24 protein-coding genes are annotated in these 21,250 nt (G+C 72.6%); 17 read left to right on the top strand and 7 right to left on the bottom strand.

The genetic code is table 11. The annotated features are described in order from the left end of the window. Positions 1-140: 140 nt before the first annotated feature. From QIY60_RS07745 to QIY60_RS07710, 8 genes are all read left to right on the top strand, one after another. Positions 141-335, top strand: a complete 195-nt coding sequence (locus QIY60_RS07745) for a hypothetical protein (RefSeq protein WP_101389912.1) — start codon at positions 141-143, stop codon at positions 333-335. Positions 336-411: 76 nt separating this feature from the next. Then, positions 412-1,302: an N-acetyl-1-D-myo-inositol-2-amino-2-deoxy-alpha-D-glucopyranoside deacetylase gene (gene mshB, locus QIY60_RS07740; RefSeq protein WP_283141730.1), complete on the top strand. Its 891-nt coding sequence runs from the start codon at positions 412-414 to the stop codon at positions 1,300-1,302. Next, positions 1,299-1,721 (top strand): DUF6113 family protein, encoded by a 423-nt coding sequence (locus QIY60_RS07735; protein WP_283141729.1) that lies wholly within the window; start codon positions 1,299-1,301, stop codon positions 1,719-1,721. Before mshB ends, QIY60_RS07735 begins: the two co-directional genes overlap by 4 nt. A 165-nt stretch (positions 1,722-1,886) precedes the next feature. Then, positions 1,887-3,965 carry a hypothetical protein gene (locus QIY60_RS07730; RefSeq protein WP_283141728.1) on the top strand — a complete coding sequence of 693 codons (2,079 nt, stop codon included), beginning with the start codon at positions 1,887-1,889 and terminating at the stop codon, positions 3,963-3,965. A gap of 159 nt (positions 3,966-4,124) precedes the next feature. After that, positions 4,125-5,048: an ABC transporter ATP-binding protein gene (locus QIY60_RS07725; protein ID WP_283141727.1), complete on the top strand. Its 924-nt coding sequence runs from the start codon at positions 4,125-4,127 to the stop codon at positions 5,046-5,048. Continuing rightward, positions 5,045-5,785, top strand: coding sequence for an ABC transporter permease (locus QIY60_RS07720; RefSeq protein WP_283141726.1), 741 nt, complete (start codon positions 5,045-5,047; stop codon positions 5,783-5,785). Before QIY60_RS07725 ends, QIY60_RS07720 begins: the two co-directional genes overlap by 4 nt. Positions 5,786-5,787: 2 nt before the next feature. Then, complete coding sequence (locus QIY60_RS07715; protein WP_283145850.1) at positions 5,788-6,951, top strand: sensor histidine kinase; 1,164 nt, start codon at positions 5,788-5,790, stop codon at positions 6,949-6,951. Between the two features lie 189 nt (positions 6,952-7,140). Beyond that, positions 7,141-7,746 (top strand): response regulator transcription factor, encoded by a 606-nt coding sequence (locus QIY60_RS07710; RefSeq protein WP_283141725.1) that lies wholly within the window; start codon positions 7,141-7,143, stop codon positions 7,744-7,746. A 19-nt stretch (positions 7,747-7,765) separates the two neighbouring features. Here the strand turns inward: QIY60_RS07710 and QIY60_RS07705 are convergent, their stop codons facing one another. Continuing rightward, on the bottom strand, positions 7,766-8,605 hold the full coding sequence (locus QIY60_RS07705; RefSeq protein ID WP_283141724.1) for a transglutaminase-like domain-containing protein: 840 nt from the start codon (positions 8,603-8,605) through the stop codon (positions 7,766-7,768). A gap of 46 nt (positions 8,606-8,651) precedes the next feature. Beyond that, positions 8,652-9,650: a GNAT family N-acetyltransferase gene (locus tag QIY60_RS07700; protein ID WP_283141723.1), complete on the bottom strand. Its 999-nt coding sequence runs from the start codon at positions 9,648-9,650 to the stop codon at positions 8,652-8,654. 141 nt (positions 9,651-9,791) lie between these two features. Here QIY60_RS07700 and fdxA point away from each other — a divergent pair, with 141 nt between their 5' ends. Beyond that, complete coding sequence (fdxA, locus tag QIY60_RS07695; RefSeq protein ID WP_283141722.1) at positions 9,792-10,127, top strand: ferredoxin; 336 nt, start codon at positions 9,792-9,794, stop codon at positions 10,125-10,127. A gap of 115 nt (positions 10,128-10,242) precedes the next feature. Then, a complete protein-coding gene (locus QIY60_RS07690) occupies positions 10,243-11,349 on the top strand; it encodes a bifunctional succinyldiaminopimelate transaminase/glutamate-prephenate aminotransferase (protein ID WP_283141721.1) in 1,107 nt (368 codons plus the stop codon). Between the two features lie 89 nt (positions 11,350-11,438). Here QIY60_RS07690 and QIY60_RS07685 read toward each other — a convergent pair whose 3' ends face one another. Continuing rightward, the gene (locus QIY60_RS07685; RefSeq protein ID WP_283141720.1) at positions 11,439-11,888 is read right to left on the bottom strand and encodes an ATP-binding protein; all 450 of its coding nucleotides are present in this window, start codon (positions 11,886-11,888) and stop codon (positions 11,439-11,441) included. 289 nt (positions 11,889-12,177) lie between these two features. After that, positions 12,178-13,140 (bottom strand): hypothetical protein, encoded by a 963-nt coding sequence (locus QIY60_RS07680; RefSeq protein ID WP_283141719.1) that lies wholly within the window; start codon positions 13,138-13,140, stop codon positions 12,178-12,180. 96 nt (positions 13,141-13,236) lie between these two features. Here QIY60_RS07680 and dapE point away from each other — a divergent pair, with 96 nt between their 5' ends. Continuing rightward, a complete protein-coding gene (dapE, locus tag QIY60_RS07675) occupies positions 13,237-14,316 on the top strand; it encodes a succinyl-diaminopimelate desuccinylase (protein WP_283141718.1) in 1,080 nt (359 codons plus the stop codon). A 77-nt stretch (positions 14,317-14,393) separates the two neighbouring features. Continuing rightward, positions 14,394-15,152, top strand: coding sequence for a TIGR00730 family Rossman fold protein (locus QIY60_RS07670; RefSeq protein WP_190089996.1), 759 nt, complete (start codon positions 14,394-14,396; stop codon positions 15,150-15,152). Between the two features lie 134 nt (positions 15,153-15,286). On the opposite strand, the gene folP is transcribed toward QIY60_RS07670, so the two are convergent. Further along, entirely contained in the window at positions 15,287-16,147 is an 861-nt protein-coding gene (folP, locus tag QIY60_RS07665; RefSeq protein WP_283141717.1) for a dihydropteroate synthase, read from the bottom strand. Between the two features lie 149 nt (positions 16,148-16,296). On the opposite strand from folP, the gene QIY60_RS07660 reads away from it, so the two are divergent. Then, positions 16,297-16,620: a DivIVA domain-containing protein gene (locus QIY60_RS07660; RefSeq protein WP_283141716.1), complete on the top strand. Its 324-nt coding sequence runs from the start codon at positions 16,297-16,299 to the stop codon at positions 16,618-16,620. Further along, a complete protein-coding gene (locus tag QIY60_RS07655) occupies positions 16,617-17,204 on the top strand; it encodes a DNA-3-methyladenine glycosylase I (protein WP_283141715.1) in 588 nt (195 codons plus the stop codon). Before QIY60_RS07660 ends, QIY60_RS07655 begins: the two co-directional genes overlap by 4 nt. Positions 17,205-17,225: 21 nt before the next feature. On the opposite strand, the gene QIY60_RS07650 is transcribed toward QIY60_RS07655, so the two are convergent. Further along, complete coding sequence (locus tag QIY60_RS07650) at positions 17,226-18,026, bottom strand: enoyl-CoA hydratase-related protein (RefSeq protein WP_283141714.1); 801 nt, start codon at positions 18,024-18,026, stop codon at positions 17,226-17,228. A gap of 309 nt (positions 18,027-18,335) precedes the next feature. On the opposite strand from QIY60_RS07650, the gene QIY60_RS07645 reads away from it, so the two are divergent. Continuing rightward, a complete protein-coding gene (locus QIY60_RS07645; RefSeq protein WP_009997451.1) occupies positions 18,336-18,503 on the top strand; it encodes a DUF3117 domain-containing protein in 168 nt (55 codons plus the stop codon). 125 nt (positions 18,504-18,628) lie between these two features. On the opposite strand, the gene QIY60_RS07640 is transcribed toward QIY60_RS07645, so the two are convergent. Beyond that, positions 18,629-19,333 (bottom strand): O-methyltransferase, encoded by a 705-nt coding sequence (locus QIY60_RS07640; protein ID WP_283145849.1) that lies wholly within the window; start codon positions 19,331-19,333, stop codon positions 18,629-18,631. Positions 19,334-19,494: 161 nt separating this feature from the next. Between QIY60_RS07640 and sigE the strand changes: the two genes are divergently transcribed. After that, complete coding sequence (gene sigE / locus QIY60_RS07635) at positions 19,495-20,271, top strand: RNA polymerase sigma factor SigE (RefSeq protein WP_283141713.1); 777 nt, start codon at positions 19,495-19,497, stop codon at positions 20,269-20,271. Then, positions 20,268-21,197 (top strand): zf-HC2 domain-containing protein, encoded by a 930-nt coding sequence (locus QIY60_RS07630; RefSeq protein ID WP_283141712.1) that lies wholly within the window; start codon positions 20,268-20,270, stop codon positions 21,195-21,197. Before sigE ends, QIY60_RS07630 begins: the two co-directional genes overlap by 4 nt. Positions 21,198-21,250 lie beyond the last annotated feature (53 nt).

Genomic DNA, 21,250 nt, shown 5'->3' with positions numbered 1-21,250 from the left:
CGCCCGTGCACCGATCAATGCGTTCCGCCGGATAGTTATGATCCATAGTGGGGGGTGGGTATGACTCTGCATGCCCCCTGGCACGCTGCTCTGCCCCTACCGACTGGCTCTGCCCGACCGACAGATGGAGGTGAACCGCCGTGGCACTCTCGATTTCGGCGGTGGTGCTGCTGGCGATCATCGTCTTCCTGCTGGTCAGGAAGTCCGGGCTGAAGGCCGGACACGCGGTGGTCTGCACCCTGCTCGGCTTCTACCTCGCCAGCTCGTCCATGGCCCCCACCATCAACGACCTCTCCAACAACGTCGCGGGCATGATCAGCGACATCAAGTTCTGACGGCCGTGCCGCCGCCCGGCACGGCCGGGGGATCCGAGGCATGCCGCCGCGCGGCATGCCTCGTAGGCTGTCCCGTATGACGGATCTCCCCGCCCGGCGGCTGCTCCTGGTGCACGCGCACCCCGACGACGAGTCGATCAACAACGGCGCCACCATGGCCCGCTATGCCGCCGAAGGCGCGCTGGTCACGCTGGTGACCTGCACCCTCGGCGAGGAGGGCGAGGTCATCCCGGCCGACCTGGCGCACCTCGCCGCCGACCGCGAGGACCGCCTCGGCGCCCACCGGGTCGGCGAACTAGCGGCCGCGATGAAGGAGCTCGGGGTCACCGACCACCGCTTCCTCGGCGGCCCCGGCCGCTTCCGCGACTCCGGGATGATGGGCCTGGAGCAGAACCGCCGCGCGGGCGCCTTCTGGAACACCGACGTGGACGACGCGGCCCCCCATCTGGTCGAGGTGATCCGCGAGGTCCGCCCGCAGGTCCTGGTGACGTACGACCCGAACGGCGGGTACGGCCACCCCGACCACATCCAGGCCCACCGGGTGGCGATGCGCGCCGCCGAACTGGCCGCCGAGCCCACCTACCGCCCCGACCTGGGCGAGCCGCACACCATCGCCAAGACCTACTGGAACCGGGTGCCCCGCTCGGTGGCCGAGGCCGGTTTCGCGCGGCTGCGCGCCTCCGGGGTCTCCTTCCCCGGGATCGCCGACGTCGGCGACATCCCGGGCGTCGTCGAGGACGGGCGGATCACCGCCGAGATCGACGGCGCCGCCCACGCCGGGGCCAAGGCCGCCGCGATGCGGGCGCACGTCACGCAGATCGCCGTGGACGGCCCGTTCTTCGCGCTCTCCAACGACCTGGGCCAGCCGCTCTTCTCCGTCGAGTACTACGAGTTGGTCGACGGCGAGTCCGGGGCCCCGGCCGGAGAGCGCGAGCACGACCTGTTCGCCGGGGTGGACGCGCGATGAGCACTTCGTCCCGTACGTCCGCTCCGTCCGTCAACTCCCGTACGGCGGGCGCCCGCCCCGGGCGGATCGCCGCCTTCGTGGGCCTGTTCGTGCTCGGCGCGCTCACCGGGGCCGCGGGCGCGCTCGTCCAAGCCGCCTGGTTCCCCGGCGGATTGCTGCTCTCGCTGGCCGCCGCGGGCGGACTCTTCTACGTCGGTACGAACCTGACGGGCAGCCGGGCCGGGGTCGGTGCGGCGGGCGCGGGATGGCTGGTCGCCGTGCTGTTCCTGACCGCCACCCGGCCCGAGGGCGACTTCGTCTTCGGCGCGGGGCTCGGCTCGTACGTCTTCCTGCTCGGCGGGATGGCCGCGGCTGTGATCTGCGCCACGGTCGGCGTCCTGGTGCAACCGCCCCGTGATTCGGTCCGACTTGGCAAGTGACGTGCGCGGTCGCGGCGGCGCAGTACAGGGTGTGGTGCCCCGCTTCCCCGGGCCGTCCGGTGCTTCTCGGCGGCGGCCAGTATGGTGGTGCGCGCCGCCGAGCCGCCCGCACAGAGGAATTCGAGACAAGAGCGGGTGGTGGAGCCGATCGGGAGAGAACCTGCCTTGAGTCGTGAAACTGACAGTTCGACCTCCGGCCCCCAGGGGCGCGGCGGAGCTGCGTACCCGTCGGGTACCCCGCCGTACGGAACGCCGCACTCTCCGGCGCACGACGCCCCGGAAGCCGCCGTCGCCGAGCCGGACGAGCCGAAGACCGAGACCACGCTGACGACGCGTATCCGGATCAACATCCCCGGGTCCCGGCCCATTCCGCCGGTCGTGATGAGAACGCCGGTGAGCGACGCCGACAAGGCGTCCGCCGCCGAGAGCGAGCGCGCACAGGCCGCCGAGGCCCAGGAGGCGGCCGCGGCCGCCGCGCCCGCGGCCGAGGAGAAGCCCGCCAGCGACTGGTTCGCGCCCCGCAAGGCGGGCTCCGGCGCGACCCCGCCGTCCGGCACGCCGCGCGCGAACCTCCCGTACTTCTCGGACGGCCCGCAGGGCGCGCCCGCCGACGGCCCGGCCACGGGCGCGGACGCCTTCGGCAACGGCACCGGCACCAACGGCGGGGACTTCGCCTCCGCCAACGGCTCCAACGGCTTCGCGCCCGGCCCCGACGCCAACGGCTTCCGGCCCGGTACGGCCTCCGCCAACGGCTCGGCCCGCTCCGCGCTCGCCGGCAACGGCGGTCCCGCCGGGCCCACCACCGGCCCGGTCACCGGCACCGCCGCGCTGCCCACCCGCCCGGTCGGCAGCCGCAAGGGCCAGCAGCGGCTCGGCGGCGCGCCGGGCGGCCCGCACGGCACCCCGAGCCACGGGACCCCGGTCCTGGGCGCGCAGGGTCCCGGCGGTACGCCGAGTCACGGCACCCCGGTGCCGGGCGGCCAGGGCGTGCGGCCCGGGCCCGTGGCGCCGCCCGTGCCCCAGATGTCCGACGACACGGCGATCCTGACCCCGCAGGCCCCGGCCCCGGTGCCGGGTGCCGGGAGCGGTGGGGGCAATCCGGCCCCGCCGGCCGGGCATGTCTCCGGGGACACGCTGACCAGCGGGATCCCGGTCGTACCGGCGGAGGGCCGGTCCCCGTTCGCGCCCGGCGGCGCGGGCACGGGTCCCGACCTCACGCCCCGGCTGCCGGACGGGCCGCGCGCGGCACAGGAGCCGCCCGCCCCGGCCCGTACGAGCGCGCCCGCGCCCGCCAAGAAGAAGGGCCGCTCCAAGCTGGTCCTGCTCGGCGTCGCGGCCTTCGCCCTGGCCGGTGTCGCGTACGGCGCGGGCCTGCTGCTCAACCACTCCGAGGTCCCCAAGGGCACCACGGTCCTGGGCGTCGACATCGGCGGCGGCAGCAAGGAGCAGGCCGTCGCCAAGCTCGACGCCACGCTCGGCAAGCGCGCGGCCCAGCCGCTGCGGCTCACCGTCGACGGCAAGAAGGAGACGCTCGCGGCCGACAAGGCGGGCCTCACCTTCGACAGCCAGGCGACCGTGCGCAACGCGGCGGGCAGCGACTACAACCCGGTCTCCGTCATCTCCTCCCTCTTCGGCGGCAAGCGCGTCGCCGAGCCGGTCATCCCGGTCGACGAGGAGAAGCTGGGCGTGGCGCTGACCGACCTCGCGGGCGCCTCGGGCTCGGCGGTCGAGGGCACGATCAAGTTCGTCCCGGGCAAGGCCGTCGCCGTACCCGGCAAGGCGGGCAAGGCGCTCGACGTCGACCGCTCGGTGATCTCGGTCAAGGACGCCTACCGGGCGCAGGTCGGGACGGGCAGGCCCAACGAGGTGCAGCTGCCGGTCACCAGCCGCCAGCCGACCATCGCCCAGGCCGAGATCGACCGGGCGATGAACGAGTTCGCCAAGCCCGCGATGTCCGGCCTGATCACCGTCAAGGCGGGCGGCAAGCAGATCAACTTCGGCCCGCAGAAGTCGCTCCCGAAGATCCTTTCCATGAAGCCGATCGAGGGCAAGCTGGTCGAGGTCTACGACAAGAAGGCCATCGAGCAGCTCATGGGCAGCACCTTCAACGGCGTGATGATCACCAAGGGCGACGGCCAGAAGCACCAGCTGACGTCCGACGACGTGGCCAAGGCGATGCAGGGCGCCCTGCGCGGCAAGACCCCGGCGGAGCGCATCGTGACGATCGAGCTGAACCCGAGCTGATTCATCGATGAACCCGAGCTGACCTGCGGTTTCGTTCCCGGCCCCCGTACGTCCTACGCGTACGGGGGCCGTGTCATGCCGTCCGCATGACATCTGTCATCCGACACTCACGACACCCGGCACTGCCCCGGGCCGGGCCCCGCGGGCGAACCTTGGGGCATGACCACAACGACCTCCACCCCCACCTCCGTGGTGAGCTTCGCGCACGTGAACAAGAGCTACGGCGACGTCCACGCCGTCGCCGACCTCTCCCTGGAGCTGCACCCCGGCGAGACGGTCGCGCTCCTCGGGCCGAACGGCGCGGGCAAGTCGTCCACGCTCGACCTGCTCCTCGGGCTGCGGGTCGCCGACTCGGGCGCGGTGCGCCTCTTCGGCACCACGCCCGAGCAGGCCATCAAGGACGGCCGGGTCGGCGCGATGCTCCAGAGCGGCGGTCTGATGGAGGAGGCCAAGGTCCGCGAGCTGGTCAAGCTCGCCTGCGATCTGCACCCGCGTCCACACCCCGTCGAGGAGGTCCTGGACCGCGCGGGCATCGCGCAGATCGCCGACCGGATGGTCAACAAGCTCTCCGGCGGCCAGGAGCAGCGCGTCCGCTTCGCGCTCGCCACCGCCGGCGCCAACGACCTGATCGTCCTGGACGAGCCGACCACCGGCATGGACGTCACCGCCCGCCAGGCGTTCTGGGCGACCATGCGCGAGCAGGCGCAGCAGGGCCGTACGGTCCTGTTCGCCACCCACTACCTGGAGGAGGCGGACGCGATCGCGGACCGCGTCCTGGTCCTGCACAAGGGCCGGCTGCTCGCCGACGGCACCGCGTCCGAGATCAAGGCGAAGGCCGGCGCCCGCCGGATCGCCTTCGACCTGGAGGGCCCGATCGACGAGGGCGTCCTGCGCGAGCTGCCCTTCCTGACCTCGTTCGACGTCTCGGGCCGCACGGTCCGCCTGCAGTCCACCGACGCCGACGCCACCGTGCACGCGCTCTACGGGCTGAGCCTGTACCCCCGCAACCTCGAAGTCGCGGGCCTCGGCCTGGAGCAGGCCTTCGTCGCCATCACCGAGGCCGAGGAGGCAAGGACCGCATGAACACCCTGATCAAGCTGGAAATCACCCGCACCCTGCGGAACAAGAAGTTCATGTTCTTCTCGGTGATCTACCCGTCGGCGCTCTACCTGCTGATCTCCGGCTCGCAGAACACCACGGACAGGATCGGCGGCACCGATCTGACCTTCCCCGTCTTCTTCATGGTCTCGATGGCCTCGTTCGGCGCGATCACCGCCGTCCTGATGGGCAACAGCGAGAAGATCGCCAAGGAGCGCGAGAAGGGCTGGGTGCGCCAGCTGCGGCTGACCGCGCTGCCCGGCCGCGGCTACGTCCTGGCGAAGATCGCCAGCGCCGCCGTGGTCACCCTGCCCTGCATCGTGGTGGTCTTCCTGGTCGCGGCCACCGTCAAGGACGTACGGTTCGACGCCTGGCAGTGGCTGGCGCTGACCGGCGCCATCTGGGCCGGCTCGCTCTGCTTCGCCGCGCTCGGCGTGGCCATCGGCTACCTCGCCAGCGGTGACGCGGTCCGCCCGATCACGATGATCATCTACTTCGGCCTGTCCATCCTGGGCGGCCTGTGGATGCCCACCACGACGTTCGCGCCCTGGCTCCAGTCGCTCGCCAAGTGGCTGCCCACCCACGCGTACGCTGCGCTCGGGCAGGCCATCGAGGCGGGCAACGCCCCGCGCGCCTTGGACGTGGCCGTCCTCGCCGTCTACTTCCTGCTCTTCGCGGGCGGCGCGGCCTGGCTGTACCGGAAGGACACCCTGAAGGCGTGACGATGGTGACGGAAGACCACAAGCCCGTGGCCGGGTTCGGCCGCCCGCCGGAGAACCGCCAGGAGGCGCTGCGCAAGCTGCTGTGGATCGGCATCTGGCTGGCGTTCCTCGGCGCCCCCGTCTCCGACCTCCTCAAGCGCGAGCACACGGCGTGGGCGACCGTGCTCGGCTGGCTCGCCCTGGTGGCGTTCGTCGCGGTCTATCTGGCCCTGGTCTTCCGCCACACCGCCCGCCCCTTCGCCCGCGCCACGGTCGCCTCGATACTGGTCTTCCTGGCCTCCATCGCGGTGGTCACCTCGCTGACCCTGGACGCGCCCTGGCTGGTGCTCTTCGTGTACGTGTCGGTCGGCTGCGGGGCGGTGCTGCCGCTGCCGCTAGCGCGCTGGGCGATCCCGGGCGCGACGGCCGCGATGGCCCTGATCGGCCTGACCACCAGGGGCGACTGGAGCGACTTCGTGCCCGGCCTGGCGATCCCGGCCCTGCTCGGCGGCTTCGCCATGACGGGCGTGCGCCATCTGGTGCGTACGACCGTGGAACTGCGCCAGGCCCGCGCGACCGTGGCCCAGCTGGCGGCCAACGAGGAGCGGCTGCGCCTCGCCCGCGATCTGCACGACCTGCTCGGCCACTCGCTCTCCCTGATCACGCTCAAGAGCGAGCTGGCGGGCCGGATGCTCCCCGACCGCCCCGACCAGGCGGCCCAGCAGGTCGCCGACATCGAACAGGTCAGCCGCCAGGCCCTGGTGGACGTACGGGAAGCGGTCACCGGCTACCGCCGCGCGACGCTCACCGGGGAACTGGCGGGGGCGCGCACGGCGTTGACGGCGGCGGGGGTGGCCGCGGACCTGCCGGTGGCGGCCGAACTCCCGCCCGGCCTGCCCCCGGGCGCGGGGGAGGCCCTGGCCTGGGTGGTCCGCGAGGCCGTCACCAACGTGGTCCGCCACAGCGGCGCCCGCAGATGCGTGATCACCCTCGGGGAGTGCCAGACCCTGGACGGCCGCTTCCTGGAGCTGAAGGTCGCGGACGACGGCCGAGGGGGTTCCGCCGTGACGGCGGGCAACGGCTTGACGGGCTTGGCGGAACGCCTGTCGGAGGTGGCCGGCAAGCTGGAACCGTCGACACAGAAGGGCAAGGGCTTCACGCTTACGGCGAGGGTGCCCCTTCTGTAGCCCGGTGTTCGTCTGCGGGCCGTCTGTGGCTGGTCGCGCAGTTCCCCGCGCCCCTAAAAGCGCCCCTCCGGGGCGCCCAGGGGCTTGCCGCGCAGCGGCATTTAAGGGGCGCGGGGAACTGCGCGACCAGCCCCCCACCCACCCGCAGCCAAACAACGGCGCACCCAGAACCGCGCCTAGAATCCCCGCATGATCCGCCTACTCCTGGCCGAAGACCAGTCCATGGTCCGCGAAGCACTCGCCGCCCTGCTCGGCCTGGAGCCGGACTTCGAGGTGGTCGCCCAGGTGGCCAGGGGCGACGAGGTGCTGGGCGCAGCCCGCGCCTGCACCCCCGACGTGGCGCTGCTCGACATCGAGATGCCCGGCAAGACCGGCATCGAGGCGGCGGCCGAGCTCCACAAAGAGCTCCCCGCCCTCAAGATCGTCGTCCTGACGACGTTCGGCCGCCCCGGCTATCTGCGCAGCGCCATGGAGTCCGGCGCCGACGCCTTCCTCGTGAAGGACGCCCCCGCCGCCCAGCTCGCGGCCGCGGTACGCAAGGTGCTCGCGGGGGAGCGGGTGATCGACCCGACGCTGGCCGCCGCCGCGCTCGCGGAGGGCGCCAACCCGCTGACCGACCGCGAGCGCGACGTCCTGCGCGCGGCGGCGAACGGCGCCACCAACGCGGAACTCGCCCGCACCCTCTCCCTCTCCCAGGGCACGGTCCGCAACTACCTCTCCATGGCCATCCAGAAGCTGGCGGCCCGCAACAGGGCGGAGGCGGTCGGGATCGCGCGGGAGAAGGGCTGGTTGTAGGACTCCTACGGGCCCGGGGTCAGTTCAGCATCGCCCGGGCCGCCCGCGCCCGCCCCCGGATCGTCTCCGCCGTGCGGGGTTCCACCGGCTCCAGGACGTCCGCGTACAGGTCGAGTTCCGCCGCACCCGCGAGGAAGTCGCCCCGCTGGACCAGGAGTTGGGCGCGGTCGTAGCGCAGCCGGGCCGGGTGGGTGGGCAGCAGCAGGGAGAGGTCAAGGGCCCACAGGGCGACCGCGCTCTGCTCCGGGCGGGCCGCCGCCCAGGCGCGGATGTTGTTGAGGATGCGCAGCACGATCGCCAGCGGGTCGGCCGGGGTGAGCATCGACGGGTCGAGCGGGGCGCCGGTGGCCCCGGCCACCAGGAGCTCCGCGTCCGCGCCCGTCAGCGGCCTGCCCCCGTCGAACGGATCCGCGAGCACCCGCTCCTCCGGGCGCCCGAAGCCCACCACGAAGTGGCCGGGCAGGGCCACCCCGTACACCGGCGCCCCGGCCCTGCGGGCCACCTCCATCCAGACCACCGAGAGCAGGATCGGCAGGCCCCGGCGGCGGCGCAGGACCTCCGGCAGGAGCGAGGACTCCAGGCGCTGGTACTCGGCCGGGGTGCCCCGGAACTCACAGCGGCAGCCGAGCAGTTCGGCCAGGGCCAGCGCCCAGGCGCGGGCCCCGGTGACGCCGTACGGGAGCATGCCCGCGAGGCGGTCCAGCTCCATCTGGGCGTCGTCGAGACCCCGCTGCCCGAGCTCCGGATCGGCCACCGCGCCGATCAGCAGGCACAGCGTCGCGAGGTCCGGCCGCTCGGACCGGGCCTCCTCGGTGAACTGCCGCCGCCAGTCCTCGGCGCCGGGGCTCTCGGGATCCATATCCGCCTCGTACCCGTTCATGGAGATCGCAACGTCCGCCGCGGGCTCACCCGTGCCGGAAGTGGTGGTAGGTGTGGTGGGTGGCGAAGCCCTGGGCGTCGTAGAGGGCCCGGGCCCCTTCATTGTCCGTCTCCACCTGGAGCCACGCAGCCGACGCCCCCTCGGCGAGGGCCTGCCGGGCCAGCGCGGTCATCACGGCCGTCGCGAGGCCCCGGCGCCGCTGCCCCGGGTCCACCTCGACCGCCATGAACCCCGCCCACCGGCCGTCGACCACGCACCGGCCGATCGCGGCGGGTGCCCCGCCCGCGTCCCCGGCCACCGTCGCGAACCACGTCGACGGGCCGCTCTCCAGTACCTTCAGCACATGGGGTCCGGGCGTGCCGGTGCGCTGGTAGCGGGCGAGCCAGGCGGAACCGACGGAACGGGACAGCTCGACCTGCGAGACGTCCGCGTCGAGGTCCCCGATCGGGGCAAGTGCGGCGATCCGCAGTTGGGCGCTTATCTCGCGAATCCACCCAAAGTTTTCAAGATCGACACAGAGGCCCTCCTGCGTCCCCTCGGCGCCCGTGGACGCCTGTACGTACGTGGGAAGACCGCGGGCCGTGTACCAGGCGCGCGCGTACGCCAGCGCGTCCGCGAGCGGCATCCCGGGGTCGCCGAGCGGCAGCACCGAATTGGCCCGGCGGGTGAATCCGCCGGCCGCCCGCAGCGTCCAGTCGCCCAGCGCCTCGCTCTCCACGGGCTGCCAGGAGCGTGCGCTGACCAGCGCCAACTCCCGGAAGGTGGCGGCCGGCCCGCGGCGCCGGGCGGGTTCGGCCGGGATGACCTTGCCCGCGACCATCTCGCGCTCGGGGATACGGACCGTCTCCCCGTTCCTGCGCACGATCGACAGCACCCCGGCGTCCCACGATGTGAGAACGCCGACCGTGTCGGTGAACTTCTCGCCCCACTCCCCGGTCATTGCCAGGTGCCTGACTGATACGCGTTTGCCCTGATCTTGTGGCGTGATTCTGACGACCAGCCGTCCGCCGGTGGTGAACTCCACAGCTCTCTTCGCCCCTCCTGTTCGGATCGCGCCCCGGAACGGAGATACTAGGTGTGGGCATCGACGACGCCGCGCTCCCGCGCGCCACGTGGACGGAGCCGCAGACCGGCCCGCCGCGCCCTATCGAGGAGGAACGACAGCGTGACCTACGTCATTGCGGAGCCTTGTGTCGACCTTAAGGACAAGGCATGCATCGAAGAGTGCCCGGTCGACTGCATCTATGAGGGCAAGCGGTCCCTCTACATCCACCCGGACGAATGTGTCGACTGTGGTGCCTGTGAGCCGGTCTGCCCGGTCGAGGCCATCTTCTACGAGGACGACACCCCGGAGGAGTGGAAGGACTACTACAAGGCGAACGTCGAGTTCTTCGACGAGCTCGGTTCGCCCGGTGGCGCCTCCAAGCTCGGCCTGATCGACCGCGACCACCCCTTCATCGCCGCGCTGCCCGCCGATATCAACGCCGACAGCGAGCACTGACACTGACACCCCGTGTCCCCCCGGTCCCGTACGGCGCCCACCGCCCTACGGGACCGAGGCGTTTCGTCCGTACGCGACTGAGTACGGGACCGAGCACGAGAAAGTGAGCACCTCCGTGGGCGCAGTCTCCGCACGCCTGCCCGTCTTCCCCTGGGACAAGCTGGAGCCGTACAAGGCGACGGCCTCGGCCCACCCGGACGGGATCGTGGACCTGTCCGTCGGCACTCCGGTCGACCCGGTCCCGGCGCTGATCCAGAAAGCGCTGGTCGAGGCCGCGGACTCGCCGGGCTATCCGACGGTGTGGGGGACCACGGAGCTGCGCGACGCGCTCACCGGCTGGGTCGGGCGCCGGCTCGGCGCGGTCGGCGTCGGCCACCGCAACGTGCTGCCGGTGGTCGGGTCCAAGGAGCTGGTGGCCTGGCTGCCGACCCAGCTCGGCCTCGGCGCGGGCGACAAGGTCGCCTACCCGCGGCTCGCGTACCCGACGTACGAGGTGGGCGCCCGGCTCTGCGGCGCCGAGCCCGTCGTCTACGACGACCCCACCGAGCTCGACCCGGCCGGTCTCAAGCTCCTCTGGCTGAACTCGCCGTCCAACCCGACCGGTCGCGTCCTCGCCAAGGACGAGCTGGTGCGGATCGTCGCCTGGGCGCGCGAGCACGGCGTCCTCGTCTTCTCCGACGAGTGCTACCTGGAGCTGGGCTGGGAGGCCGAGCCGGTCTCGGTGCTGCACCCGGACGTCTGCGGCGGTACGTACGAGGGCATCGTCGCCGTCCACTCGCTCTCCAAGCGGTCCAACCTCGCGGGCTACCGCGCGGCCTTCCTCGCGGGCGACGAGGCCGTGCTCGGCGAGCTGCTCCAGATCCGCAAGCACGGCGGGATGATGACGGCCGCGCCCGTCCAGGCGGCCACGGTGGCTGCGCTCGGCGACGACGTGCACGTCCAGGAGCAGCGGGCGCGGTACGCGGCCCGCCGCACCGCCCTGCGCGACGCGCTGGTCAAGCACGGCTTCCGGATCGAGCACAGCGAGGCCAGCCTCTACCTGTGGGCGACCCGCGACGAGGGCTGCTGGGAGACCGTGGCGTACCTCGCCGGTCTGGGCATCCTCGTGGCGCCCGGCGACTTCTACGGCGAGGCGGGCGAGCGGTTCGTGCGGGTGGCCTTCACGGCGACGGACGAGCGCGTCGAGGCGGCCGTCAAGCGGCTGGGTCAGCTGAACGAGTAGTACGGGCTCTTACGTACGAGAAGGGGCCCCGGGGACAGGATCCCGGGGCCCCTTCGGCCGTGTTGCCGCGCGGGGCGCGGCCGCGCGGCTCAGCCGACGGGCAGGCCCTTGAGCGGCAGCTGGTCGGTGGAGGGCAGGCCGTCGGTGGGCAGCGGGGCGCCGACCGGGAGGCCGTCCAGGCTGGCCGACTTGGTGGTGGAGCCGAGGAGGTCGCCCGCGTTGCCCGCGGCGTCGCCCGCCGTCTTCTGGGCCGCCGGGGTCGCCGTCCTGCCCGCCTTGCCGACGGCCTTGCCCGCGGCCGGGACCGCCTGCTTGACCGCCTTGCTGCCTGCTTCGCCCGCCAGGCCGGTGGCCTTCTGCGCGGCGCCGTCGACGGTGTTGCCGAGGTTGGCGCCGTCGAGTGCGGTCAGACCGCCCAGGTTCGGGGTCTCCGGAAGGGCCGCGGCGCTCGCCGCGCCGGCCGCGCCGACCACGGGAACTGCACCCGCCGCGATGAGCAGCGCGGCACGGGCGATCCGACGGGTCAGGGGGAGGGACATGATGCTCCTTGAGACGGGAGGAACGGCGTTCGGACGCTGTGACAACTCCTCGGGGTGCGGCGGAGGTTGCGGAGGCCCCAGGTAAAGAGTTCGCAATGCGTCGCATTATCGGTTTCGGATAAAAACGGGCAAAAGAACCGCCGTGACAATACGCTGAACGCCGCCGGGTCCCTTTGTTCCCAAGGGAATTGACGATTCTTCCGACGGGTGCGGGGGTGGGTGTACGAAACGGTGTACGCGAAAGCCATCTGTGCCCCGCACGGGTGGCCGTCCGAACGGGTGTCGCGCGCTATCCGGCGAGCTGGATCCGGACCTGGCCGAACGCGCCGGAATTCTCCGCGCCGCTCGTTTCGCCGCCCGCGTTCTGGCTGGTGGCGGTCGCGTCGGCCGCGGTGTCGTCCTTGTGCCAGCCCTTGCGGGAGCCGTCCACGCGCCAGGTGCGCCCGGCGTACGAGACCTGCTCGACGCGGAACGCCGCGGCGTGCGCGACCGCCCAGTGGGCCAGCTCCCAGCCGCGCTGCTCGGCGCCGCCCTCGGCGTTGGCGCCGGCGCGCGCCGGCGTGCGCACCGGGACCGTGACCTCGCGCCCGTCGCCCCGGTCCGGGGCCACCCCCGCGCCGAACGCCCGGGCCAGCTCGGCGCGCACCTTCGCCGGGTCGCCCGGGTGGGCGTCCTTGGCGATCGTGCAGGTCAGCGAGGCGGGGGTGCGGCCGGTGAGGGCGGCGGTGAGCAGCGCCGCGTCCGGCTCGTGCTTGGCGTAGGCCTGCGGGAAGCCGCTGCGCTGGACCCGCTGCGCGGCGACGGTGAGCGGCAGCCGCGAGTAGCCGGGCACCTCGGCCAGGCGCTGGTAGAACTTCCCGGCCGAGTAGACCGGGTCCATGATCTGCTGCACGGTGCCCCAGCCCTGCGAGGGCCGCTGCTGGAAGAGGCCGACCGAGTCGCGGTCGCCGTGCGTGATGTTGCGCAGACCCGACTCCTGGAGCGCGGTGGCCAGCGCGATCGTCACCGCCCGCTCGGGCATCCCGCGCGAGGTGCCGACCGCGGAGATGGTCGCCGCGTTCTCGGCCTGCTCGGGGCTGAGCCGGAAGGTGTCGTCCCCGGACCCCACCGTGCATCTCGGCGCCCCCGGCCCCCCGCTCACGTACTGCACCACCAGATATCCGGCGACGGCGAGCAGCACGACGGCCGCGGCCACGATACGGAAGAGGCGGCCGCGCCTTACGGGTCGGTCGGGGATGACGGGCTGGGACACGGGGACCACCGTACTGGAGGGCAGGACGGCTGCCCCCGGCCATGCCCTTGTGGACACCCCGGCCCAGCTCGGGACGGCCGCGCTAGGGTCGGGTCCATGGCAGACAGCGCACTCGACCTGACCCTGGACGGCCCCGCGCTCACCGCGTGGCTCGTGGACTTCCCGTCTCAGAGCGGGACGGAGAAGCCGCTCGCGGACGCGATCGAGGCGGCCCTCCGTACGCTGCCGCATCTGACCGTGGACCGCCACGGCAACAACGTCGTCGCGCGTACGAACCTGGGCCGGGCCGAGCGGGTCGTCCTCGCCGGGCACATCGACACCGTCCCGATCGCCGGCAACGTGCCGTCCCGGCTCGACGAGAACGGCGTCCTGTGGGGCTGCGGCACCTCGGACATGAAGTCCGGCGTGGCCGTCCAGCTGCGCATCGCCGCGACCGTCCCCGAGCCCAACCGCGACCTCACCTTCGTCTTCTACGACAACGAAGAAGTCGCCGCACACCTCAACGGTCTCGGCCAAGTGGCAGACGCACACCCTGACTGGATCGAGGGCGACTTCGCGGTCCTCCTGGAGCCGTCCGACGCCCAGGTCGAGGGCGGCTGCCAGGGCACGCTGCGGGTCATCCTGCACACGGCGGGCGAGCGCGCCCACTCCGCGCGCAGCTGGATGGGGTCCAACGCCATCCACGCGGCCGCCCCGATCCTGGCCAGGCTCGCCGCGTACGAGCCGCGCCGACCGGTGATCGACGGTCTGGAGTACCACGAGGGCCTGAACGCGGTACGGATCGAGGGCGGCGTCGCCAACAACGTCATCCCCGACGCCTGCGCGGTCACCGTCAACTACCGCTACGCCCCGGACCGCACCGCCGAGGAGGCGCTGGCCCACGTCCGCGAGGTCTTCGCGGACTGCCAGATCACCGAGTTCACCGTCGACGACCACTCGGGCGCGGCCCTGCCGGGGCTCTCGCACCCGGCCGCCGCGGCCTTCATGGCGGCGGTCGGCGGCACCCCGCAGCCCAAGTTCGGCTGGACCGACGTCTCCCGCTTCGGCGCGCTCGGCGTGCCCGCCGTCAACTACGGTCCCGGCGACGCGCTCTACGCGCACAAGCGGGACGAGCACGTGGCCGTGGACCGGATCACCCACTGCGAACGGCGACTTCACGCCTGGCTGACTGCCTGAATTTCGTCATTCGTAACGTAAGTCGTCCTACCCTGGCCGGACGCGTCATATGACTCAGTCAGCGGAGGGAGCACGCAATGGCCAACCCCGAGGGAGAGTTTCCGGGCGAACAGCGTCTTGAGCAGCGGCTCGGGCCGGTGCTGCGCCGCCGCGACCAGGTCCAGGCCGGGACCACCGACCAGCGGCTCCTCGACACCGAGGGCGACTCGGAGTGGGTGCACACCGACCCCTGGCGGGTGATGCGCATCCAGTCCGAGTTCGTGGAGGGCTTCGGCGCGCTCGCCGAACTGCCCAGCGCCATCAGCGTCTTCGGCTCGGCCCGTACGCCGGTGGGCTCGCCGGAGTACGAGGCGGGCGTGGCCATCGGGCACGCGCTGGTCGAGGCGGGCTTCGCGGTGATCACCGGCGGTGGTCCGGGTGCGATGGAGGCGGCCAACCGGGGGGCGCGCGAGGCGCGGGGCGTCTCGGTCGGCCTCGGCATCGAGCTCCCCTTCGAGCAGGGGCTCAACCCGCACGTCGACATCGGCGTCAACTTCCGCTACTTCTTCGTCCGCAAGACGATGTTCGTGAAGTACGCGCAGGGCTTCGTCGTCCTGCCCGGCGGCCTCGGCACGCTGGACGAGCTCTTCGAGGCGCTCACGCTCGTCCAGACCGGCAAGGTGACCCGCTTCCCGATCGTCCTGTTCGGCTCGGCGTACTGGGCCGGCCTGGTCGACTGGCTCCGCGACACGGTGGTCGGCGGCGGCAAGGCCTCCGAGCGCGACCTGCTCCTGTTCCACGTCACGGACAGCGTGGAGGAGGCGGTGGCACTGGTGACGAAGGAAGTGGGCCGGTAGTTCGTCCGCGGACCGCGGTGGGTTGCTCGCGCAGTTCCCCGCGCCCCTGGGGGGTGCCGCGCAGCGGCATTCAAGGGGCGCGGGGAACTGCGCGACCAGCCCCCACCGGGCCGCAGACGAAAGCGAGGGCCCGGCTACGCCAACCCGCGCCTGGCCACCGCAGGCTCGCGGTGGCCCGCGATGGACGCCACCATGTCAAGGACCTGCCGGGTCTCCGCGACCTCGTGCACCCGGTACACCCGCGCCCCCAGCCACGCCGACACCGCCGTCGTGGCCAGCGTCCCGAGGACCCGCTCCTTGACCGGCCGGTCCAGCGTCTCGCCGACGAAGTCCTTGTTGGACAGGGAGACCAGGACCGGCCACCCCGTCGCCGCCATCTCGCCGAGCCGCCGCGTCGCCTCCAGGCTGTGGCGGGTGTTCTTGCCGAAGTCATGACCGGGATCGATCATGATCCCGTCCCGCCGCACCCCGAGCGCGGCCGCCCGCTCGGCGAGCCCCACCGTGACCCGGAGGATGTCCTCCATCACGTCCTCGTACGCGATCCGGTGCGGCCGGGTGCGCGGCTCCACGCCGCCCGCGTGCGTACACACCAACCCCGCCCCGTACCGCGCCGCGACCTCCGCCAGCTTCGGGTCGACCCCGCCCCACGCGTCGTTCAGCACGTCCGCGCCCGCCTCGCAGACCGCCTCCCCGACGTCGTGGCGCCAGGTGTCGACGCTGATCACCACGTCCGGATGCCGCCGCCGCACCTCGGCCACGAAACCGACCGTGCGCCGCGCCTCCTCCTCGGCCGTCACCTCCTCGCCGGGGCCCGCCTTGACCCCGCCGATGTCGATGATGGCAGCCCCCTCCGACACCGCCTGCTCCACACGGGCCAGCGCGGGCTCGTCGCGGAACGTCGCACCCTGGTCGTAGAACGAGTCCGGGGTCCGGTTGACGATCGCCATGATCACCGGCTCGTGCGCGTCGAACTCGCGCCGTCCCAGCCGCAGCATCCGCTGTTTCCTCCTCGGGTAAGACGCCCGTGACCTCAGGTTCCGTGTCCGGCGGGCCCGGCCTGCGCCGCCCGACAGACCCTAACTCCCAGCCGCGCATGGCACGATCGGACCCGACGGTTTCCGGCTGCCGGGGAGAGGCTTCGCGCGTGTTCTGGTTCTTGCTGATCGCCATGGTCGTGGTGGTCGCCGCGGTCACGCTCGCCGTGGTGGGCGGCGGCGACGGTGCCGTACTGCCCGAGACGGGCCCCGAGCGGCTCTCCGACCCGCTGCCCGAGGGCCGCCCCGTCGAGCGCGCGGACATCGACGCCCTGCGGCTTCCGGTGGCCGCGCGCGGCTACCGGATGGCCGACGTCGACGACGTGCTGAGCCGCCTCGCCGCGGAGCTCGCCGAGCGCGACGCCCGGATCGCCGACCTCCAGGAGGCGCTCAGCGCCGCCCACGCACCCCGCGACGAGGAGCCCCGCAAGTGAGCACCGCCATCCCCGGCCCGGACGGCCGGCTGCGCTGCCCGTGGGGGCTGTCCACCGACGACTACGTCGCGTACCACGACACCGAGTGGGGCCGCCCGGTCCACGGCGACGACGCCCTCTACGAACGGCTGTGCCTGGAGGCCTTCCAGTCGGGCCTCTCCTGGATCACCATCCTGCGCCGCCGCGACGGGTTCCGCCGTGCCTTCGCGGACTTCCGGATCGCCAAGGTGGCCGCCTTCACCGACGAGGACGCGGCGCGGCTGCTGACCGACGAATCGATCATCCGCAACCGCGCCAAGATCCAGGCGACCCTCGCCAACGCGCGCGTACTGGCCGACTGGGCCCCCGGCGAGCTGGACGAGCTGATCTGGTCGTACGCCCCGGACCCCGCCTCCCGCCCGGCCCCCCGCACCCTGGCGGACGTCCCCCCGGTCACCGACGAGTCGACGGCGCTCTCCAAGGCCCTCAAGAAGCGAGGCCTCCGCTTCATCGGCCCCACGACGGCGTACGCACTGATGCAGGCGTGCGGCTTGGTGGACGACCACTTGGCGGACTGCACGGCCCGGGGCGGCCGTACCCCCTAGGGGGTACGGGCCCCGGATGGCTCAGCGCCCTACATATTTCGGCTTCTCCTTCGCCAGGAACGCCGCCACCGCGATCCCGTGGTCCTCGGACGCCCCCGCCCGCGTCTGGAGCTCGTCCTCCTTCTCCAGCGCCTCGGCCAGCGAGTGCCCCGCCCCGTACGCCAGGGACTCCTTGAGGGCCGCGTACGCCAGCGTCGGGCCGTCGGCCAGCGCGCGGGCCACGGCCGCCGCCTCGGCCGCCAGCGCGTCGGCCGGGACCAGCTTGTTGACGATGCCGAGCTCGTACGCCTCCTGCGCGGAGATCGAGCGCGGGAAGAGCAGCAGGTCGGCGGCGCGCGAGTGGCCGATCAGGCGCGGGAGCGTCCAGGAGACGCCCGAGTCGGCGGTCAGGGCGACCCCCGCGAACGAGGTGTTGAAGGCGGCCGTGTCCGCCACCACCCGGTAGTCGGCGGCCAGCGCGAAGCCGAAGCCCGCGCCCGCCGCGACCCCGTTCACCCCGGCCACGACCGGCTTGGGCATCTCGGTGAGGGCCTTCACGATCGGGTTGTAGTGCTCGCGGACCGTGCTCATCGTGGAGCCGGTGCCCGCCGCGCGGTCCGCCGCGAGCAGGGCCACGTGCTCCTTGAGGTCCTGGCCCACGCAGAACGCCCGGCCCGTCGCCGTGAGCAGGACCGCCCGTACCGAGGGGTCCGCCGAGGCGGCCCGCGCCGCGTCCCGCAGGGCGACCTTGGCCTCGGTGTTCATGGCGTTCATGGCGTCGGGACGGTTGATCGTGATCGTCGCGAGCCCGTCGGTCACCTCGTAGAGCACGGTGTCGGCCATTGGGATGGATCCCCTCCGTTGCGGTGTCGTGTCCGCCCAGCATGGCGGAGATCATCGGCGCCGCACATGTGACCTGCGTCAAACAATCCCGGCCACCACCCGGACCGGGGGTGGCGAAGTATCGCAGGCGGATCGCCGAATTGGGTGGTTTTGATAGAGCGCGTTGCGCAAGCGATGCCGACCGATGTTGGTCATCGGGTCCTGCGATGCGGGATAATGACCTGGAAGCAATGTGTTCGATGCCGGTAACACGGTGCCTGTCATGGGGCCGCCGGCTGCGATGAGCTGGTTTCAGGAAGGGGAAACAGCATGGCGGCCATGAAGCCGCGGACGGGCGACGGCCCGCTCGAGGTGACCAAGGAGGGGCGGGGCATCGTCATGCGCGTTCCGCTCGAAGGCGGCGGTCGGCTTGTGGTCGAGCTGACCCCGGACGAGGCCGAGGCGCTCGGTGACGCTCTTAAGAAGGTCGTCGGCTGATTCAGCGGGCTTGACCCCCAATCTGCCCCCGCCCCGGGCCGGTACGCACGTACCGGCCCGGGGCGGAGTAGTTTCCGGGGCCACGCGGAGTGGTTTCCGGGGCCACGGAGCCCCGTAAAAGGCCGTCAGCCGCGCTTCACGGCGCAGAGCAGCCCGTCGCCCACCGGCAGCAGCGACCCGACGAGCTCCTGGCTCTCGCGCACGGCCCGCAGCAGGTCGCGCAGCCGCAGCACCTCGGCGGGCTGGACGCCGGAGTCGACCGTACGGCCGTCGGCGAAGACCCCTTCGAAGCAGACGATTCCGCCGGGCCGCAGCAGGCGCAACGATTCAGCGAGGTAGTCCAGGGACTCCAGCCGGTCGCCGTCGCAGAACACCAGGTCGTATCCGCCGTCGGCCAGCCGAGGCAGTACGTCCAGGGCGCGCCCGGGGATGAAGCGCGCCCGGTTCCCGGCGAAGCCCGCCGCGCGGAACGCCTGCTTGGCGAACTGCTGGCGGTCCGCCTCGGGATCGACGGTGGTCAGCACGCCGTCCGGCCGCAGGCCCTGGAGCAGATAGATCCCGGAGACGCCGGTTCCGGTGCCGATCTCGGCGACCGCCTTCGCGTCGGCGGTGGCAGCGAGCAGGCGCAGCGCCGCGCCGGTCCCCGGGGACACCGAACGCAGTCCTGCCTCCCGGGACCGCTCGCGGGCCCAGCGCAGCGCGTCGTCCTCGGCGACAAAGGCGTCGGCGAACGCCCAGCTCGTCTGCCGGTTGGCGGTAATGGCCCTCTCCTGTCCCCGTAGTTGGCGCGCAACGGTGACTGTATCCGCTGCACCCGGGAACCCGCAGATGGGACCGGGCGTTATGAAGGGCGGGGGGATACATGGACGAGACGGCCGAGTACGGAATCCCGGTCCCCGAGCGGTCCGGGAAGCAGCGCGGTTCGAGGGACACGAAGCCAGTCCCAAATGCGCGTAAAGATTCTTATCCGGAGCTAACGGGCGAGGTGGCTATGGTAGGGGCTCCACTGGACACCACCAGAGCCGACAGGGGAGGTGCGGCTGCGCCTGTGGATCGGGGAGGAGTGCTCCGGCGCTTTCTCAGGTCGGCGGGTGAGCCGAAATCCGTGACCTACACCGCTGACCGTTCCACCGCCGCAGACTCCGCAGCCACCGCGACCTTCGCCGACGCGGATTCCCCGGCGTGGACCCCTCCCACCTGGGAGGAGATCGTCAGCACGCACAGCGGCCGCGTCTACCGCCTCGCCTACCGCCTGACGGGCAACCAGCACGACGCCGAGGACCTCACCCAGGAGGTCTTCGTCCGCGTCTTCCGCTCGCTGTCGACCTACACGCCGGGCACGTTCGAGGGCTGGCTGCACCGGATCACCACCAACCTCTTTCTGGACATGGTCCGCCGCCGCCAGCGCATCCGCTTCGACGCCCTGGGCGACGACGCGGCCGAGCGCCTCCCCAGCCGCGACCCCTCCCCCCAGCAGGTCTTCAACGACGCGCACTTCGACGCCGACGTCCAGCAGGCGCTGGACACCCTCGCGCCCGAGTTCCGCGCCGCCGTCGTGCTCTGCGACATCGAGGGACTGTCGTACGAGGAGATCGCCGCCACCCTCGGCGTGAAGCTCGGCACCGTGCGCAGCCGGATCCACCGCGGCCGCTCGCATCTGCGCAAGGCCCTCCAGCACCGCTCGCCCGAGGCCCGCGCCGAGCAGCAGCGTGCCCTCGCGGGGGTGGCGCCCGGCGCCCCGGGGGCGGTCGGAGAGGGGACCGCGTGACCGGCACCAGTCCCACTCCCGCAGAGCAGCATCTGGGGGACCGCCTCGCCGCCCTGGTCGACGGCGAGCTCAGCCATGACGCGCGCGAGCGCGTCCTGTCGCATCTGGCCACCTGTCCCAAGTGCAAGGCCGAGGCCGACGCACAGCGCCGCGTGAAGAGCGTCTTCGCGCAGACGGCACCGCCCGCCCCCTCCGAGGGCCTGCTGGCCCGGCTCCAGGGGCTGCCCGGGGGGCCCGGAGGTGACGACGACGGTCGGGGACCACTCGGCGGGAGCCGCCTTGCCGACGGGGTCTTCTCGCCCGGAGTCCTGAGCGATCCGCGCGACCCGGGCGGGCGCTTCGGCTATGCGCCCGGCGGGGCCCACGCTGCCGTCCTCGGCGGCGGGCTGCCCGGGCGGGGCTTCCGGATCCACGAAGTGGGCCGCCCGGAGGAGCGTTCGGGCTCGCCGTGGCGCGGGCGCAGGATCGCCTTCGCCGCCGCCAGCGCGGTCTCCTTCGCGGCGATCGCGCTCGGCGGCGCGGTCCCGTCGGACTCGGGAGCGGACACGAGCGCCCGGGGCGACGGCTCGGGCAGCAATGTCACACCGCTGCGGGCCCAGAGCCCGTCGGCCGGTCCGGCCTCGGGGACGTCCCTGTCCGTGGAGTCGGAGCGCAGACGCGGCGGCGCGGCGAGCGCACCGCTGGCCCCGGAGCCCACGGCACCGGTCCCGATGGGCCTGGCCGGGCTCAACGGAATCCCCTCCCAGCCGTCCCCGCAGCAGTTCGGCAATCCGTTCCGTGCGGCTCTGCTGAGCAGTTCGTCCCTGCCTCCGCTGATACGTCCGGCGGTCGCCACCCTGGCGATGCGGCCGGTCCCACCGCCGTCCGCGCTCCCCGGCGCGACCCCGTCCGTACCGCCGACGCAGCTGGCGGCTCCCCGGCACTGACCGTGCCCTGCGCTCCTCCCGGCAAACCTGGTTGAATCCCTGGGAGGGGTGCC

This window comes from Streptomyces sp. BPTC-684 (assembly GCF_030028635.1).
GTDB lineage: Bacteria > Actinomycetota > Actinomycetes > Streptomycetales > Streptomycetaceae > Streptomyces > Streptomyces noboritoensis.
This window is presented reverse-complemented; position numbering and strand designations above follow the sequence as displayed.

Coding starts and splice junctions, on each gene's coding strand:
- QIY60_RS07685 (WP_283141720.1), bottom strand. CDS start 11,888: ATGTCCCTCCCCCTGACCCGTCGGATCGCCCGTGCCGCGCTGCTCATC.
- mshB (WP_283141730.1), top strand. CDS start 412: ATGACGGATCTCCCCGCCCGGCGGCTGCTCCTGGTGCACGCGCACCCC.
- QIY60_RS07650 (WP_283141714.1), bottom strand. CDS start 18,026: ATGGCCGACACCGTGCTCTACGAGGTGACCGACGGGCTCGCGACGATC.
- QIY60_RS07710 (WP_283141725.1), top strand. CDS start 7,141: ATGATCCGCCTACTCCTGGCCGAAGACCAGTCCATGGTCCGCGAAGCA.
- sigE (WP_283141713.1), top strand. CDS start 19,495: ATGGTAGGGGCTCCACTGGACACCACCAGAGCCGACAGGGGAGGTGCG.
- QIY60_RS07645 (WP_009997451.1), top strand. CDS start 18,336: ATGGCGGCCATGAAGCCGCGGACGGGCGACGGCCCGCTCGAGGTGACC.
- folP (WP_283141717.1), bottom strand. CDS start 16,147: ATGCTGCGGCTGGGACGGCGCGAGTTCGACGCGCACGAGCCGGTGATC.
- QIY60_RS07705 (WP_283141724.1), bottom strand. CDS start 8,605: ATGGATCCCGAGAGCCCCGGCGCCGAGGACTGGCGGCGGCAGTTCACC.
- QIY60_RS07735 (WP_283141729.1), top strand. CDS start 1,299: ATGAGCACTTCGTCCCGTACGTCCGCTCCGTCCGTCAACTCCCGTACG.
- dapE (WP_283141718.1), top strand. CDS start 13,237: ATGGCAGACAGCGCACTCGACCTGACCCTGGACGGCCCCGCGCTCACC.
- QIY60_RS07670 (WP_190089996.1), top strand. CDS start 14,394: ATGGCCAACCCCGAGGGAGAGTTTCCGGGCGAACAGCGTCTTGAGCAG.
- QIY60_RS07720 (WP_283141726.1), top strand. CDS start 5,045: ATGAACACCCTGATCAAGCTGGAAATCACCCGCACCCTGCGGAACAAG.
- QIY60_RS07715 (WP_283145850.1), top strand. CDS start 5,788: ATGGTGACGGAAGACCACAAGCCCGTGGCCGGGTTCGGCCGCCCGCCG.
- QIY60_RS07725 (WP_283141727.1), top strand. CDS start 4,125: ATGACCACAACGACCTCCACCCCCACCTCCGTGGTGAGCTTCGCGCAC.